11 protein-coding genes are annotated in these 17,689 nt (G+C 54.8%); 6 read left to right on the top strand and 5 right to left on the bottom strand.

Annotated elements, in window-relative coordinates:
* Position 1: 1 nt before the first annotated feature.
* The 5 genes from lysA to HS105_08725 are packed head-to-tail and all read right to left on the bottom strand — an operon-like array spanning position 2 to position 6,823.
* Positions 2-1,393 (bottom strand): diaminopimelate decarboxylase, encoded by a 1,392-nt coding sequence (lysA, locus tag HS105_08745; GenBank protein MBE7516678.1) that lies wholly within the window; start codon positions 1,391-1,393, stop codon positions 2-4.
* A complete protein-coding gene (locus HS105_08740; GenBank protein MBE7516677.1) occupies positions 1,390-3,531 on the bottom strand; it encodes a glycoside hydrolase family 3 C-terminal domain-containing protein in 2,142 nt (713 codons plus the stop codon). Before HS105_08740 ends, lysA begins: the two co-directional genes overlap by 4 nt.
* On the bottom strand, positions 3,515-5,026 hold the full coding sequence (locus tag HS105_08735) for a sodium/solute symporter (protein MBE7516676.1): 1,512 nt from the start codon (positions 5,024-5,026) through the stop codon (positions 3,515-3,517). The genes HS105_08740 and HS105_08735 overlap by 17 nt, the downstream gene beginning before the upstream one ends.
* 7 nt (positions 5,027-5,033) lie before the next feature.
* The gene (murQ, locus tag HS105_08730; protein MBE7516675.1) at positions 5,034-5,852 is read right to left on the bottom strand and encodes an N-acetylmuramic acid 6-phosphate etherase; all 819 of its coding nucleotides are present in this window, start codon (positions 5,850-5,852) and stop codon (positions 5,034-5,036) included.
* A gap of 5 nt (positions 5,853-5,857) precedes the next feature.
* On the bottom strand, positions 5,858-6,823 hold the full coding sequence (locus HS105_08725) for a hypothetical protein (GenBank protein MBE7516674.1): 966 nt from the start codon (positions 6,821-6,823) through the stop codon (positions 5,858-5,860).
* A gap of 116 nt (positions 6,824-6,939) precedes the next feature.
* Between HS105_08725 and HS105_08720 the strand changes: the two genes are divergently transcribed.
* The 6 genes from HS105_08720 (at position 6,940) to HS105_08695 (ending at position 17,685) form a co-directional block, all read left to right on the top strand.
* Positions 6,940-7,857, top strand: coding sequence for a LysR family transcriptional regulator (locus tag HS105_08720; GenBank protein MBE7516673.1), 918 nt, complete (start codon positions 6,940-6,942; stop codon positions 7,855-7,857).
* A gap of 21 nt (positions 7,858-7,878) precedes the next feature.
* Positions 7,879-10,512, top strand: coding sequence for a DUF1343 domain-containing protein (locus HS105_08715; protein ID MBE7516672.1), 2,634 nt, complete (start codon positions 7,879-7,881; stop codon positions 10,510-10,512).
* Positions 10,513-10,705: 193 nt separating this feature from the next.
* Positions 10,706-14,362: a carboxypeptidase regulatory-like domain-containing protein gene (locus HS105_08710; protein ID MBE7516671.1), complete on the top strand. Its 3,657-nt coding sequence runs from the start codon at positions 10,706-10,708 to the stop codon at positions 14,360-14,362.
* Between the two features lie 76 nt (positions 14,363-14,438).
* Positions 14,439-15,542 carry an N-acetylglucosamine-6-phosphate deacetylase gene (gene nagA / locus HS105_08705; protein ID MBE7516670.1) on the top strand — a complete coding sequence of 368 codons (1,104 nt, stop codon included), beginning with the start codon at positions 14,439-14,441 and terminating at the stop codon, positions 15,540-15,542.
* Positions 15,543-15,643: 101 nt separating this feature from the next.
* Positions 15,644-16,327, top strand: coding sequence for a response regulator (locus HS105_08700; protein ID MBE7516669.1), 684 nt, complete (start codon positions 15,644-15,646; stop codon positions 16,325-16,327).
* A complete protein-coding gene (locus HS105_08695; GenBank protein ID MBE7516668.1) occupies positions 16,324-17,685 on the top strand; it encodes a HAMP domain-containing protein in 1,362 nt (453 codons plus the stop codon). The genes HS105_08700 and HS105_08695 overlap by 4 nt, the downstream gene beginning before the upstream one ends.
* Positions 17,686-17,689: the final 4 nt, after the last annotated feature.

Below are 17,689 nucleotides of genomic sequence, written 5' to 3'. Positions count from 1 at the left end.
GTCAAATGTCGTTATTTACGAGGTCGTTAAAGGTGTCGCGCTTTCGTATCAGTCTCGGAAGTCCCGCAATATCTATCAACACAACGGCGGGCAGGAACCGGCCGTTGTACTGTGACGCCTGTGCGAGCGAATAGGCTCCGCAGTTGAGCAGTGCGAGTATCTCATCCGGCCGGACATTCTCGGGAAGCAGCCTGTGATCGGGCAGTCTCATTCCGCCTTCGATATCAAAATAGACATCGCCGCCGTCACAAAGCGGGCCTGCCAGCTTGTACGGCGAATCGTGCCGCTCGCCTGCCCGCTCAGCTGAGATCAAATGGTAGTACCACTTGTAGGTTTCCATTGAAAGGAGGATGTTGAAACCTGCGTCGGTCAGCAGCCAGTGCTCATCATCGGCCGAAGCGGCATCGGCGCTGACCGGCCGTGTCTTGCGGTTGCGAACGGTCGTCAGGCAAATGCCCGCATCGGCGATGATGCTGCGGCCCGGTTCGATCAAGACCGTAAGATCATTGACAGCGTGGCTCTCAGCGGCCTCGTGCCAAGCAGATGCGATCGCTGCGTAAGGCTCGTAATCAGCGGCGAGCAAACCGCGTTGCTCGGGCTGCATTACGGGCGATGCTTCGCCAAGATGATCGACCGGGAAGCCGCCGCCGAGATTTATGTGTTCGAGGTCGATGCCTAGCTCTGTACGTATCCGGACAAGCATATTGCAGAGAACCTTGAGGGCCTCCGTATAAACGGTCGGGTCGGAATTTTGTGAGCCGACGTGCAGGTGGATGCCGCACAAGTTGAGGTTGCTCGATGATCTGTATTTTGCGAAGGCTTCTAACGCCTCGTTAGGCATCATACCGAACTTCGACGTGAGCAAGGCGGTCTGCAATCCTGAATGCGTTTTTGATTCGATCTCCGGCACAAGACGCAGGCTGACATTTGCTTTCATGTCGAGATGTTGCGCCGTTCCTTCGATCAGCGTGAGTTCGTAAAGGGAGTCGGCTTGTATTGCGTAAATGTTATTTCGGATCGCAAGTTCGAGTTCCCAAGCCTCCTTGCTTGTACCGTTAAAGATGATCTGCCGGCCTGAAAAACCGGCTTGTAAAGCCTTCCAAAGTTCTCCGCCCGAATTGACCTCTATGTCAATGCCCGCATCGCGTATCGCGCGAAGGACGCCCATCGTTGACATCGCTTTTGCGGCGTAACAGATCTTAAGCGGCGTGGGCAGCACGTCGCCTATTTGCCTCAGTCGGGCAATGTTATGTCTGATCCTTGCCTCGCTAAAGACAAAAAGAGGAGTGCCGTACTCTCGTGCAAGCTTGACCGCATCGATCCCGTCAAGGTGTAAGCGGCCGTCGATCAACGAGAGAGAAGTATTATGAGACCAGAAAGCTTTCGTACTCATCTTGCGGTAACCAAGTGGTCGTCCGAAACAAGGACCTCATGAAACGATCCGGCGGGATCCGTCTTTGGCGGTTTATCAGTAACGAAGAACCTATAGGTCAGAACGATCAGATGCGTCCGTCCGTCCGATCTGAAACGCGCTTTTTCAGCCGCTTTTTCAGCCGCCTTTCGTAATAGCGGATGTCCGGATAACACGCGAGTTGATGTTACGGCACCGCTGCCATCGATCAGAATCTGGATCGCGACATCTCCCGCAGCAGCCACAGCCCTTGCGGCCGCAGGAAATGCGGGACGCGGCAAAGAGAGAGGTTCGACAGTATCTAAACTGAGGCCTGTTCCGCGCGGATACAGCCCGGGCAATGTGATCGGCAGCTTTCCCATCGTATTTCGGCGGCCGAACAGGACTTGAGCGGTCGCGCGCTGCAGGCTCGGCATATCGCCGTACGACACGATGTATGTGCGAAGCTCGGGGAACGATGAAAGGATATAAGGGTTGCCAAAACTCACGGCGATCACATTCTTTCCGGCCGCAAGCAAACCGCGCACGATCGACGCGCCTGCTTCGGGTATGCCGACGCTGTTCTTTGCACCGCTGCGTACACGCCCGTACATTGCCACGACGATCGAATCGGCGGACATCGCTGCGTTGCGAGCGGCCGCAAATTCTTCGGCAAGAGAATTTTCCTGCAGATAAAAGGATGCCAGGTCTTTCGCCTCGGGAACGAGCCGCTTTGCGGCGGAATTGAACGGCGCCATCGTTACAGGACCATCAAAGCCATTCGAGAAACCCAAAAGGACCGTCTTTTTTGTCGCGTCGATCGGCAGGGCATCCGCATCGTTCCGCACTAGCGTTATCGCCTTGCCTGCGATCTCATCGCTAAGCTCTGTGACGTCCGGCGTCGAGATGATGCGATCGAGTCGGTTTATATTTGCGAACCTTTCCTTGAACAGCCCAAGCTCGAATTTCCATGCAAGCTGCCGACGCACCGAATCATCAAGCCTCGACCACGGAATGCGGCCGCTTGCCACCGCTTCGGACAGGCCGCGGATCATCGCATCGGGATCTGACGGTTTTTCAAGGATGTCGGTGCCCGCAAGAAAAGCCCGGACGGCGGCTTCCTCTTGAGTAAAATACAATGTCAGGCCGCTCATTGACATAGCGTCAGATACGATCAATCCCTTAAATCCAAGCTCATTGCGCAGGATGCCTGTTTGTATCTTTTCCGAAAGCGTTGCAGGTATCGTGGCCGTTTGATCGACGATCTCGGAGCCAGCTTCAGCATCGCCGCCTTTGTATTCACGCAGCGGTTTTATTTGCTCGTTGTCGATCTGCGGAAGAGCAATATGCCCGACCATTACTGAGGCGATGCCGGCTTCGATCGCCTTCTTGAAAGGGAACAGCTCCACTTTGTCGAGACGTTCACGCGGCAGATCGATGATCGGAAGCCCGCGGTGCGAATCGACCGCCGTGTCTCCGTGTCCCGGAAAGTGCTTTGCGGTCGCGAGCACTTGTTGGCTCTGCACGCCTTTGGCAAAGGCGACACCGAAGCGGGCAACATCGGCCGGATCCTCACCGAACGAGCGAACATTGATCACCGGATTTGCAGCGTTGTTGTTCACGTCGAACACCGGTGCGTAAACGTGGCGAATGCCGAGAGCCTTTGCCTCGCGTCCGGTTACGATGCCTGCTCTTCGGGCGAGTTCAGGGTCGCCGGCCGCTGCCATCGCCATAGCCCAAGGCAGATTAGTCGCATCCTCAAAACGCATTCCGATGCCGGTCTCCGCATCGAGAGAGAGCAGCAGCGGTATCGCCGCATTCTCCTGCATACGATCGCCGAGAATCGCCGTCTCGTAGATCGGGGCACCAAAAAAGATGATACCGCCGATCTTGTTATCAGCGACCTGCCGCTTTAATCCCTGAAAAAAGGCACTGTCCTGATTGGCGAACCTTGCGTTAATGCCGATATGGATCAACTGGCCCACCTTTTCGGCTACCGTCATCTTTTTAAGTAACTTATCAGCTTCTCGCCATGCCTTCTTGCTCGGCTCGAAGCGCGGTAAAGCCTGCGCCCGAACTGGATCTGCGGCAGAATTCGCGAGCAACAGCGTTACAAGTACAAGGCTAAGCAGATATCTCATTCTTTGACGGTATGATGAGCGACGCAATGAATGCAACAGCAAGTGTGATAATACTGCCGAGCAGGGCATACCACGTCCAAGCGAGTTTCGTTGCCAACAGAACGTAAAGCATAACTGCTATACTCACCAACATCCCGGCGAGCGCATGCTTTTCATTGGCCTTTTTCATAAATGTACCGACGAGAAAGACGCCAAGCACCGGCCCGTTGATAAGCGATGCGACCGATAAGGCCAGATTGAGGGCCGATTCTCCGGTGTTCATAAAGGCTATTGCGACAACTATTTGAACGATACCCACGATAACGGTCAGCCAGCCGGCGAGACGAACAAGATGCCGGTCGGAGCTTTCGGGACGAAAAGGCTTGTAGAGGTCATTGACGGCAGTCGCTGCGATAGAATTAAGTGACGACGACAGCGCCGCCGCAAAGATCGCCGCTACTACCAATCCCGACAGTCCCGCAGGCATATGCTGCGTGATAAAATCCGGAAATACCTGGTCGCCTTTCAGGAACGGGAAATTTGCTGTGAACGAACTGCCCGCGACGCCGGCCTGCGCATATTCGGGCGAGTTGAAAGGAGCATAGAAAGCGAACAGCAGAACGCCGATGAAAAGAAATCCGATGAACTGCGCAAGTACGACGGCTCCGCTGGAAAGCAAAGCTGTTGCGGCGGAAAGCGGCTTGCTTGTGCACAGATAACGTTGAACGAGGTATTGATCGGTGCCATGCGTTGACATCGTCAGAAAGCAGCCGCCGAACAGGCCCGCCCAAAACGTGAACGCCTTTGTCATATCCAGCCCGAAATCAAAAACACTGAACTTGTGGAACTGTTCACCAAGCGAGATCGCACCCGAGAATCCGCCGTCAATGTGTTGTATGAGCACAACGCCCGCAGCCACAGCACCTCCGATATAGATAACGAGCTGAACGACCTCGACCCAAATGACCGCTTCCATGCCGCCATAGAATGTGAAAACGATCATCACTACGCCCAGCAGTATCACCGAGGCGATTATTATCGTGTTCGCGTCGGCAGCAGGGTCGAACGACTTGTAAACGGCAGCAAGCACTATCGCGGTCAGCAAGAGCCGAACGCCGTCGGCGACATTCCGCATAATGACGAAGAGCGCCGAAGCGAGCATCTTTACCGATGAACCGAACCTGTCACCGAGCAGCTGATAGACGGTTTGAAGCTCGCCCTTAAAGTACAGCGGTATGAAGATGACCGAGATGACAATGCGGCCGAGCATATACCCGAAGACAAGCTGCAGGAATTGAAAGTTGCCGCTCTTCGCGAACGCGATGCCCGGAACGGAAACGAACGTGATAGTGCTTGTCTCCGTTGCGACGATCGACATTGCGATCGCCCACCACGGGACATTGCGATCGCCAACAAAATAGTCCTCGGTCGTTTCTTGCTTGCCCGAGAACAAGATGCCGAATGCCGTGATACCGATCAGGTACCCGAAAATGATGATCAGATCGAGCAGTTGCATAGTTCGGTCATCCCTTTCTCAATGATTCGATCGCGTTTCCGATCGAGTATCCGTTCTCTTCTAAGATCGCCGACGCATCAGCACGACTGAGGCCTTCGACCTCGTGCATCAGGATACGTACGGCACGGTCACGCAGTTTGTCATTGGCCGCACGCACATTTGTCATGCGGTTGCCGGTCACGTAGCCGAGTTTTATCATGGCGACGGTCGAGATCATGTTCAATACCATCTTCTGTGCGGTGCCTGCTTTCATACGGGTCGAGCCTGTGATCGCTTCAGGCCCGACATTGATCACAATGGCGATCTCGGCGGCCGTTGTGACAGGCGAATTGGGGACGCATGTGATGCACGCGGTGAAGCAGCCGAGCATTCGAGCAGATGCGACCGCTCCTATCGTATAAGGGGTGCGGCCTGAGGCCGCTATGCCTATTACTGAATCGAGTGCCGTTAGGCCGCGGCTTGCAAGGTCATGTGCTCCTGCATCCCGATCATCTTCACTCGCCTCGACCGCTTTGTAGAGAGCGTCTATGCCGCCCGCGATCACGCCCTGCACAAGTTCATACGGGACACCGAAGGTCGGAGGAAGCTCGCTTGCATCGAGTACACCGAGCCGTCCGCTCGTGCCCGTGCCGACATAAAAAAGCCTGCCGCCGAGCTTGATACGTTCGACGACACGGTCTATCACCGACGCAATATCCGGAAGGGCCTTTCGTACCGCTGCCGCGACGAGGTAATCTTCGTCATTTATCAGACGAAGGGCGTCGATCGTCGAGGCCTTATCGATATTTGCGGTCGCAGTATTCTCTTGCTCGGTTACCGGCAGCATAGTGTCTATTTCAATGCGGCAAAGTCGTTCAGAGCCATCAAAGCCGCCGCCTGTGCGGGCGGCATTTGTGGCTCAGCAAGCGCAGCTCCCGGAGCGACGGCCGAAATGATCCGCTTGATCGGATCAGTAAGGATCCTTCCTGCTTTGAATACGCTGCCGACACAGCCGATCGGGAATTCCGTTTTTTCAAGCCCAAGTTCTCTTATCACCGCGATGGCCGCTTCAGCAAGTTCGTGTGCCGCGTCATTGATTATCGCAACGGCGATATTATCACCCTCAAGCGCGGTTTTAACCACAAGTTCGGCAAATCCTGCGATTCGGCTGTTGTCCATCTGCGGCGAATAGATCGCGCCTATCAAATTCTCGGCGCTTGACGCACGAAAATACTCCGCAGCCCGCTCGCTGAGTTTCGTTGCGGGGCCGCGGCCATCTGAGGCCTTTGCGATCCGATGAAGGGCATCTCCGGCGATACCTCGGCCGCCGCCTTCGTCTCCGGCGATCGGCCCCCAGCCGCCCGCCATAGCACGGCGCCCGGAAGTATTCACTCCCATGCAAGCAGAACCTGTTCCGGCGATGATGACCAAGCCTGCTTCGCCAAGGGTCGTGCCGAAGAGGGCAATATCGGCGTCCGTAACAACGGTCAGTGTCTTGAGCCGGAAACGGGCCATAAAACTGTCCCTTACACGGGCCCGAATATCGCGGCGTCTTACGCCGGCAAGTCCGAGCGTGGCAGCAACGATATCCCCGCGAGACACATTCGCAGCGTCGCAGGCTCTGTCGAGTGCATTCGCGATATTTGCGACGGCGGTTTCAACGCCTACGCGAAGCGGATTTGAAGGGCCGCCTACTGCTTGGCCGACGATCTCCTGCTTGTGATTCATCAGCGCAACAGATGTTCGCGTGCCGCCGCCGTCAACTCCAAGATAGAGTTGAAACGCAGGATCGGATGAAAGATGTGGGGATCTTGGCATAGGCCGTTCGGTCTCGCCGGGACTTAGCCCCTTCGCACATATCCTCACGGAAACTTGACATATAATCAAATTTAACAGAGTTTATAGAGTTAATAAGTAATCCTAATCGTACCGCTATGGAGATCAGACAGCTAAAAGCGTTCCTGGCGATAGCCGAGGCAAAGACGTTCACGGCAGGAGCCCGCCGCGTTGATGTAACGCAGGCAGCGATATCAATGCAGATCAAACAACTCGAGGACGAGGTCGGGCTTCCGCTCTTTACGCGAACACCTCGACGGGTGATCTTGACCGAAGCAGGTGAGTGTCTGCTGGATCGAGCTCGAAAGATCCTTCGCGAACACGATACCGCACTTGCCGAGATCGCCGAGATCGCCGGGGCCGAACACGGGCGCCTGCGGATAGGCACGGCATCCGCCGAGTTTGCGGCTCAGCAGCTGCCGCATATTCTCCAGGATGTTCGCGGACTTTATCCGTATGCCGAACTTACGGTAACAACGGGTACGAGCCAGGCCTTGGTCGATAAGATAATGCATGGCGAGGTCGATATCGCATTCGTGTCGCTGCCGGTCGATAATTCATCTGTTACGACCGACCTGCTTTTCAGCGATGAGATCGTCGCGATCGCTCATCCGTCGCACCACTTGGCGAATGAGAGGTACATTTCCGCAGCGGCGCTGGCGGGCGAGAAACTGATTCTCGGACAGCGCGGCGGCAACACACGCAGGATGATCGATGATTTCTTTCATGCTGCGAACGTCAGGCCGAATATTGTTATGGAACTATCGCGTCAGGAAGCGGTCAACCAGATGGTCGAGAACGGCATGGGTGTCGGAACTGCAGGCGCAAAGACCATTGCCGGTGAGATCCGTGAAGGCAGGCTCGTTTCATGGCTCATCGAAGGCGCGCAGATCAATTGGGAATTAGGGCTTGCGCGATTGCGCGGCGGCTACTTTTCGCCGATCACAAAGGAGTTCGTCCGCCTCTGCAAAGAGAGTTTCGAGGCTCGTGAGAAAGAGCTTAAGGCGAAGAAGTAACGAACTGCAGGTAAAGATCGAATGTACGGGTTTTCACAAATTAAGTCGGCTCTCTTTCTGATCTGCGTTTGCCTGTGTCTGTCTGCGTTTGATATTTCGGGGCAAGGGCTGCCGACCGCAAAGCCCAAGTCCGTCGGGATGTCGGCGGAAAGGCTCGCGCAGATCGACGCGCTTGTCGAGCAGGACATAAAGGACAAAAAACTGCCGGGTGCCGTCGTGCTGATCGGGCATCGCGGCAAGATCGTTTTTCGAAAAGCCTATGGCAACCGTTCGCTCGTGCCTAATGTCGAGCCGATGACGATCGACACGATATTCGACCTCGCATCGCTGACCAAGGTCGTTGCCACCACGACATGCGTTATGAAGCTCATCGAGGACGGCAAACTGCGGCTCAATGACACCATCGGCAAATACATTTCCGACATCGACGATCCCGCCGCAAAAAGCGTCACTATCGGGCAGCTGCTCACGCACACCTCGGGCTACGCTCCTGATTTCGACCTAAAAGAAAAATGGACAGGCCGCGAAGGAATGCTCGCCGCATTGAAGAAGGAGAAACTCCGCACGCCGCCGGGAACAAAGTTCGTTTATTCGGACATCGGGTTTATCGTTCTCGGGGAGATAGTTCAAAGGATCAGCGGCGAATCGGAACATATATTTTTCTCGCGGATCTCCAAACGTTTTCTGACCAACGACACTCTATTTTTTCCATTCGATCCCGGCGACAAAATGGTTGATCAGTATAGTGCAAAGCAGACACTTGCGCTGGGGGGAAGGTTTGATCGCATTGCTCCCACGGAGGATGTCAGAGGTCAAGGAAACTATTTGGGAGCAACGTTCGATGGAACGGAGACTCAGGGCAGCGAGATCGTTCGAGGCCGCGTTCATGATCCGACGGCATTCAGGATGGGCGGTGTCGCGGGTCACGCAGGGCTTTTTTCAACGGCGGACGATCTGGCACGGTTTTGTCAGATGCTGCTGAATGGCGGTGTGGCGCCGGAGCAAGTCAGTACCGGTAGCGGCAGCGATCGTGTTCCGAGAAAGCAGCTTAGGAAAGACCGTGCCGCTATCGCTCCGGGTTCTGACGGGACTCGTATTCTTTCGGCCCAAACTGTCGCGATGATGATGCGGCCCGTGGTGGTCAGCGAAGACGGTGCGGCACGCGGACTTGGCTGGGACATTAACACCGGCTTTTCGTCAAATCGCGGCGACCTGTTCCCGCTTGGCTCGTTCGGCCATACGGGCTTTACGGGGACAAGTATCTGGATAGATCCGACCACGAAAACGTTCGTCGTATTCCTTTCAAACAGGGTTCATCCGAACGGTAAGGGCGATGTTACGCCGCTGCGTGCAAAGATCGCGACGAGCGCCGCTGCGGCCGTAGAAGACACTCCCTTCGCAGTGGTCGGTAACGCGGAAAGCAACTATGCTGCTCGTATCGGTGCACAGATACCGGCGTTTATCGAGTACAAGAGGCGTGTTGACGGCAATTCACCCGAACCGATCCGGGTTCCGATAACCGCGGCCGTTCTGAACGGCATTGATGTGCTTGCTCGCGACGGTTTTAGACAGCTTGAAGGCAAGCGTATCGGCCTCGTAACCAATCAAACGGGCAGAAGCCTCAACGGAACACCAACGATCGATATCCTTTTCGGTGCAAAGAATATAACGCTCGCGGCGCTGTTCGCCCCCGAGCACGGCATCCGCGGCGAACTCGACCAAGAAAACATCTCAGATGACAAGGATGCAAAGACCGGTTTGCCGATCTATTCGCTGTATGGTGAGACGCGAAGGCCGACGCCCGAGCAGATCGCGAACATTGATGCGTTCGTTTACGACATACAGGACGTAGGGACGCGCTTTTATACTTATACGGCGACGCTGAAGAATATCCTTGAAGAGGCCGCAAAGGCACATAAGAAGGTGTATATCCTCGATCGCCCCGACCCGATCAACGGCATCAATGCCGAAGGGCCGACGGCCGATGCCGACAAGCTTTCATTCATCGCGGCGCACACCGTACCGGTACGATACGGCCTCACTATAGGCGAACTCGGCTTGATGATGAACTCCGAGCTCAAGATCGGTGCCGATCTTGAGGTGGTTAAGATGGAGGGTTGGCGGCGCGTGATGTGGTTCGACCAAACGGGCCAGACGTGGGTAAACCCAAGCCCCAATATGCGTTCGCTTACACAAGCGACGCTTTATCCCGGCATCGGCTTGCTGGAGACGACGAATGTCAGTGTCGGCCGCGGAACCGATACGCCGTTCGAGGTCGTCGGTGCCCCTTGGATCGACGACCGGAAGCTGGCCGCGTATCTGAACAGCCGCTCGATCAAAGGCGTACGGTTCGTGCCTGTTGATTTCACGCCGAAAGCATCGGTTTTCAAGGGCGAGAAGTGCAGCGGGATAAACATCATTATCACGGATCGCTCGGCATTCAATTCGTTCATGACGGGCATCGAGGTGGCGGCTGCTCTTAGAAAGTTATTTCCGGAAACATGGCAGCCAGCGAAATTTTCGAGGCTTCTTGTAAACGATGATGCGTTCTCGGCCCTACTTTCAGGTGCAGATCCGAAGGAGATCGAAGCATTGGCTCGGTCGGGAAAAGATGAATTTAATTCACGCAAGGCACCGTATCTGCTTTACAAATGACCGCTTTGGGGTTATAAGGTTTTTAAGTTTCACATTTTCGTTACAATTAGTTCTCCCTTAACTGCTTTGTCAAAACAGTGCAAAATAACGTACTAACGGCAATAACGAAAATTTGAATACCTTGCCGAATACTTAACGTTTTCTTATGGCAAATTGGATCAACGAATAGACTTCTGACACAGGATGGAGAGTTATGAGTAAGAAAAATCTTGTATCGATCGCAGCAGCGTTAATGCTGTCGGTATGCTTTGTCGGGATGAGCTTTGCTCAGGAGATAACCGCCAGCATAGTAGGAACCGTCAAGGACAATAATGGCAGCTCCGTTGCCGGTGCGACGGTTGTTTTGTCAGACCCATCGAAAGGGAATGCAACGGTTCGAACCGTTACCACCGACGGGGCCGGTGCATTTTCGATACCCAATGTTCAGGTCAGCACCTACCGTATGACCGTCGAAGCGCCGAATTTCAAAAAGTCGGTTACCGATGGGATAAAGGTAGATGTAGGTGCGCGGCGCACAGTTGACATTCAATTGGAAGCCGGCCGTATCGATGAGACGGTGACCGTTAACGCGGACTCGGTCGGCGTAGAACTTTCGACGCCGACGACCGGAACCACGATCAACGGTGATCAGGTGCGTGAATTGTCATTGAACAACCGCAATTGGGTACAGTTGATCGCAATCGCTCCGGGTGTCTCGAATGATCTTTCCGATCAGGTCTATACCGGTACCACCAACCCCGACGGTCAGGCAAACACCATAAACATTTCCGTCAACGGCGGGCGCAGCAGTCAGAATACCTACACTGTCGATGGTGCGGACGTTACCGACCGCGGTTCGAACATCACCATTCAAGCTTATCCTAGCTTGGACTCGATAGGTGAGTTCAGAGTTCTCCGCTCGCTCTATCCCGCAGAATCGGGGCGAAGCGGCGGCGGCCAGGTCAATATCGTGACACGTTCCGGTTCATCGAAGTTCCATGGATCTGCGTACGAGTTTGTTCGTAACGATGCCTTTAACGCGAATAATTTTCTCGTAAACACTCTAGCAAGCCCGCCGTTCGGAAGGAATTCCGACGGAAAGGCTCGCCGTGCACCGTTTCGGTACAACGATTATGGCTGGACGCTGAGCGGCCCTGTCTATTTCTTGAAGTTCGGTGAACGCGACCCTGAGGACGGACATTTTGGACGTTGGAGCAAGACGTTCTTCTTCTTCTCGCAAGAGTTCAGGAAGGATCGCCGCTTCTCAGCCGCATCGACGGTAAATGTTCCGACCGCCGACATGCGCAACGGTGTTTTCCCGATCGATGTTTGTATCGCTAGGGTTTGGGTGCCGGCAGAAAATTGTACCGTTGGCAATCCGGGCCGCCTTCCCGCAGGAACACCGATCCCGGCTGCAATGTACAGCCAAGCGGCATTTGCCTATTTGAACGGTATTTACAAGCAGCTTCCTCTACCAAATGCCGCAACGGCTACGAATCCGTTCGGAATGATAACTTCGATCAGAAATGTCTCTGATTTCCAGCAAGAGATCATCAAGGTTGACCATAGTTTCAGCAGCAAGCTGTCCGGTTATTATCGCTATGAGCGTGATCAGATCCCGACGATCGATGGTAATTCGCTGTTCTCAAGCGGCGGCGGCCTTCCGGGTGTTTCAACCACCTCAACGAATTCTCCGGGAAGGACGCATACGGTTCAGTTGACCTACGTTGTGTCGCCTAACGTGATCATCGATGGTCGATATACATTCGGTTATGGAGCGATCCTTAGCAAGAATATCGGTTTGCTCGCTCTTGCGAACACGCAGGTGCCTATCACACTGCCATTCGTCAACCAACGCGACCGTGTGCCGTCGATCAGCGGCCTAGGTCTCGCAAATCTTACGAGCTTTGGCCCGTACAACAACTTTTCATGGAAGGGTAATGCGAGCGGAAGCGTTACTTGGGTGACCGGTGATCACATAATGAAATTCGGCGCTACTTACTCAAAGTATCGCAAGAATGAGAATGCTTTAGCAGGAAGCAATGAGGGCCTATTCAGCTCTTGGTCCGCAACGCTTGCATCGGGTGTTACCAGCAGTACGGCTAATCAGACATATCAACGTTGGGCGAATTTCTTGGTTGGAAATGTGCCGGCCAACGGATTCTCTCAAGCAAGTTTTGACTACACGGCCGATCTGCGCCAGATGGCGTTTGAAGGCTTCGCTCAGGACGAATGGAAATTCCGAAAGAATATGACGTTCTATATCGGTGCCCGCTACTCCTTCTTCGGGTCACCGTGGGACAAGAACGGACGCCTGTCGAACTTCGTTCCGAGTCTTTGGAGTGCAGCCAATGCACCGCAAGTTACCGGTGCCGGTGTTCGTGTACTGAATGTCACGGGTGTTGCGAACGGAAACTGGTGTAACGGCGTTATCGTTAACTCGCAGAACTATCAGGTTGGGGCGGGCGGCATTCCGTGCCAGCCGACGCAATCTCCATACGGGAAGTTCGTGATGGATGTGAGCAAGAAGGATATCGCTCCGCGTGTCGGTATTGCGTGGGATCCGTTCGGCAAAGGTATGACCTCGATCCGTGCCGGATACGGGATCTATCACGAGCAGGTGCTGAACGGTACGTTCCTGCAGAACATCGGCCTTAATCCGCCGTATCAGGTTACTGCTGTGAATCCGACAGCGACGAGCCTTGATTCACCGGCATTCGGCCTCTCAGCAACAACGACCGTACAGAGCCTTCGCGCCGTGCAGTCGAATTGGGAGACGCCGTATATGCAGCATTGGTCGCTTGATTTTCAGCAACAGCTTGGAAAAAGCACGATGTTCACGGTAGGATATTTCGGGTCAAAGGGCACAAATCTCATCGGTCTGACCGAAATGAATGATATCGTTCCCGGCAAGGCATTGAACACTATGTGTGCACGAGGCACTGCTTATTACGGCCAGTCGCCGGCACCGACGCTGGTTCCATGCCAAAATCCGGGATACGTTTTTCGAAACACCTCTTCTGCTCCGGAAAATCCGAATGGTACCACGACCGATATCCTGATCCTCGATCAGATCAGGCCCTTTAAGGGTTTCAGATCGATCGCGATGGTTCAACCGCGTTACGGCTCTAACTACCACAGCCTTCAGGTTTCTGCTCAAAAGCGGTTCAGCGGTGCCTCGCAGGTCAATCTGGCTTATACGTGGTCGAAGAACCTCACGAATAATGCCTCTGACCGGTCGAATTCTCCACAGGATCCGTACAACATCGATGCCGAGTGGGGCAGAGCAACGCTCGACCGCCGGCACATTCTGAACGTGAACTTCGTTTATGAGCTTCCGTTCTTTAGAAAGCAGAAAGGTGTCGCGGGCAAGTTCCTCGGCGGCTGGCAGATGTCGGGCATCGTCAGTTATATGACGGGATTGCCGTTCACCATCACGACGTCGAACTTTGATCCTGCGGGTACGGGCCTCATCAATGCGAATCCGGCCGCACGGCCCATCACGTTGTGTGATGTGAATTCAGGCGGTGCCGGTACGTGGCAGCAGTACATAAATACAGCATGCATCCAGAGGAACCCGACCAATACTGAAAACACACGTTTGCTCGGATTGTGGCCGAACCAAATGGGCAACACACCCCGAAGCAGTGTGAACGGGCCCGGAACGCGGCGTGTTGACCTGACCCTTGCGAAGAACATACGCTTCGGTGAGCGCTTTGCAGTGCAGTTAAGAGCGGAGTCGTTCAATATCTTCAACTGGGTCAATTTTCGATCGTTCTCGAGTCTTAACAACACCAGCACGTTGTTCGGGCGTATCAGTGCAGTTCGCGACCCGCGAACGATGCAGTTCGGCGTGAAGGTTAGCTTCTAGTTCCTTTACGCTCTCGGATCGGCCTGCGTTCGTTTATTCGGATGCAGGCCTTTTATTATGCGAATATAGTTGCATTATGGTTCCACATATCCGCGGCATTCTGGGCGAAAAAGATATTACGGTTGAGTTTATTGAAAGCTTGATCGCGCGGGTCTCAGAAACTGATGCTGACGTTCCTGCCGCTGTGCGTTTGATGCCGGGCTTTATCGATATGCACTGTCATGGTGCGGTCGGTTTCGATGTGAACACCGCCGATGCGGACGGCCTCGAACGCATCGGCAGATTTCTCGCGAGCAAAGGCGTCACCGCGTGGCTTCCGACGATCGTGCCGGATAGTGATGATGCTTACGAGCGTGTCATCGGTGCGGTTAATGAGGCCGTCGCGCGACAGCAAAATGTACCCATTGCTCAGATCGCGGGTGTGCATTATGAGGGCCTTTGGGCGAGCGAGCGGATGTGCGGTGCGCTTCATCCGCAGTATTTCCGTTCCGCTGACGACCCGTCAAACCTTCCGCGGCCTGAGCAAGGCGTCGTAATGACGACGTTGGCACCCGAGATCGGCGGCGGCATTGAACTCATCCGCAGGCTCCGCGATCTCGGCTGGATAGTTTCGATAGGCCACACACAGGCTGATGCGGATATTCTTGAACAAGCGTTTGATGCCGGTGCTCGCCACCTGACGCACTTTTTTAACGCGATGACGGGAATACATCACCGTGAACTCGGGGTTGCCGGCTGGGGCCTTGCAAAGGACGGCGTAACGTTCGACATCATCGCAGACGGCGTTCATGTTCATCCAAGCATCGTATCAATTGCGTGCAGGGCAAAAGGTGGTGCGGGAGTTTCGCTTATAAGCGATTCTGTCGCACCGACAGGCCTCGGCGACGGCGAATTCAAGCTGTGGGGCGAGACGATAACCGTCACAGACGGCAGCACCCGCAACGAACGCGGAAGTATTGCCGGTTCCGTGATAACAATGTATGATGCCGTCATAAGAATGCTTGAACTCGGGTTTGATTTCAGCGAGGCTGCTGCGATGGCGGCCTCAAACCCCGCGTCGGTCCTCGGGTTGGAAGCGGAACGAGGCGCGATCGCGGCAGGGAAGCGCGCCGATATCGTTCTGCTCAACGATGACAGGTCGATCGCGGCCGTTTACATCGGCGGGCAACTCGCGGCATGACCTCGGTATCGCTTCGTTCGTGATCGGCCCGTCACCGGCGTGTTGTGTAAAGAATTGTAAAACACGCGCATAACAAAGGTTTTTGGCGTAAAATGCAGCTAATGAACAGGATACTCTTGATCGACGATGATGAGGAGTTATGCGAACTCGTTTCGGAATATCTGACGGTCGAGGGCTTTGAGATCGACGCCGTGAACGACGGTGAAGCAGGCCTGAAAGCCGCACTTCAGAACGGGCACGACATCGTGATCCTTGACGTTATGCTGCCGAAGATGAACGGCTTCGACGTGCTGAGAAATCTTCGTTCATCCTCAAAGCTGCCGGTGCTGATGCTGACTGCCCGCGGTGATGATATGGAGCGGATCGTCGGGCTTGAGATAGGCGCGGATGATTATTTGCCGAAGCCGTTCAATCCGCGTGAGCTTTCGGCAAGGCTCAGAGCGATCTTGAGGCGAACCGCCGCCGGAGGCGATGAGGCCGGCGAACGGCTTGACGTTGATGACATCCAGCTTTCGACGGCTTCGCGTGCGGCCTTGCTTGACGGTGCGGACCTGAATCTGACGTCAGTTGAGTTCGATCTTTTAGCCGAGCTTCTTCGCGAAGCCGGCAAGATCATTCGGAAGGAGGACCTTAGCGAACGTGTCCTTGACCGCAAGTTGTCGCCCTTTGATCGAAGCCTCGATATGCATATATCGAACCTTCGCAAAAAGCTGGGGCCGCGTGCTGACGGAAGCGAGCGGATAAAGACCGTTCGAAGCGTCGGTTACATCTATACGCTGGTATGAAGTTATTCGTAAAGATCTTCCTTTGGTTCCTGATCGCGATCGCGTTGATGTTCGGCGTCATCTATTCAGTTACGAATACGTTTCAGACCGAGCCGCTCGTTAATCGCTTTGAGCGTTCAACGCGAAACCAAATGATCGTCTATGCAGAGACGGTCACACAGATAGCGAGCTATGGTGACGAGCAAGGCGTACGTGCGTTTCTTGCGAGGCTCCGCGACCGCGAACCGCCGCGGGTCGTCAACTTGGTTGGCGACGACGGGTTTGTTTGGTTCGGCGATACTGCGGCCGCGGCTGTTTCGGCACCGGTCATTGAAAAGACGCGTCAAACCGGCCTTGCAGAGACCGACTTTAGCGATGAGGAGCATTCGATCGCAGCCGCTCCGGTAAGATTTCCGGACGGGCGCCGATTCACCTTGGCGATACAATGGGAACGCAGCGCGCCGCCGCCGCTGTTCTTCGGCACAGGCATTGCACTGGCCCGCTTTATCATTTTTCTGCTCACGTCCGTATTGGTTTGTTATTTGCTTGCCCTTTACCTCACGTCGCCTATCCGCAAGCTGCGTTTTGCGGCAAGGCGTTTGGCCGGCGGCGATCTGAGTACGCGAGTTGCTTCGCAGGTCGGGCACCGTCGCGACGAGCTTGCCGATCTCGCACGTGACTTTGACCTGATGGCCGAAAGGATCGAGACGCTTGTAACTACACAGCAGCGATTGAACCGCGACATATCGCACGAGCTTCGCTCGCCGCTTGCGCGGATGAATGTCGCGTTGGAGCTTGCAAAACAAAAGCAGGGCGACAATACGCTGCTGCTCGAGCGCATCGAGGGCGAATCGGCGCGGCTTAACGAGATGATCGAGAGCATTCTGACGCTCGCCAAACTCGAAAGCGGGAGCGAGAACTACGAGAAGCGGCGCATTGACCTCGATGAACTTGTGCGCGATGTTGCGATGGATGCACAGTTCGAGGCCGAAGCGAACCGCAAGAATGTCGAGTTAAAGGGCGTCGATCCCTGCACGGTCATGGGCAGCGAGAACCTTTTGCGAAGTGCTGTCGAGAATATCATCCGCAACGCCGTCCGTTACACAAAGGAACGTACTTCGGTCGAGGTTTCGCTTCGCCGGTCGAACGGCCATGCGGTTGTCGCGATATCAGATCACGGTGGCGGCGTTCCGGATGGCGAGATCGAGAATTTGTTCAGGCCCTTTTATCGTGTCGGTGAAGATCGAACGCGAAAGACGGGCGGCATCGGGCTTGGGCTTGCTATCGCTGAGCGGGCCGTCAGCGCTCACAAGGGTACGATAAAGGCCGCGAACAAGAACGGCGGCCTTGAGGTAGAGATCACACTGGATGCTGTTTAACGCC

This window comes from Chloracidobacterium sp., assembly GCA_015075585.1.
Taxonomy (GTDB): Bacteria; Acidobacteriota; Blastocatellia; order Pyrinomonadales; family Pyrinomonadaceae; genus OLB17.
This window is presented reverse-complemented; position numbering and strand designations above follow the sequence as displayed.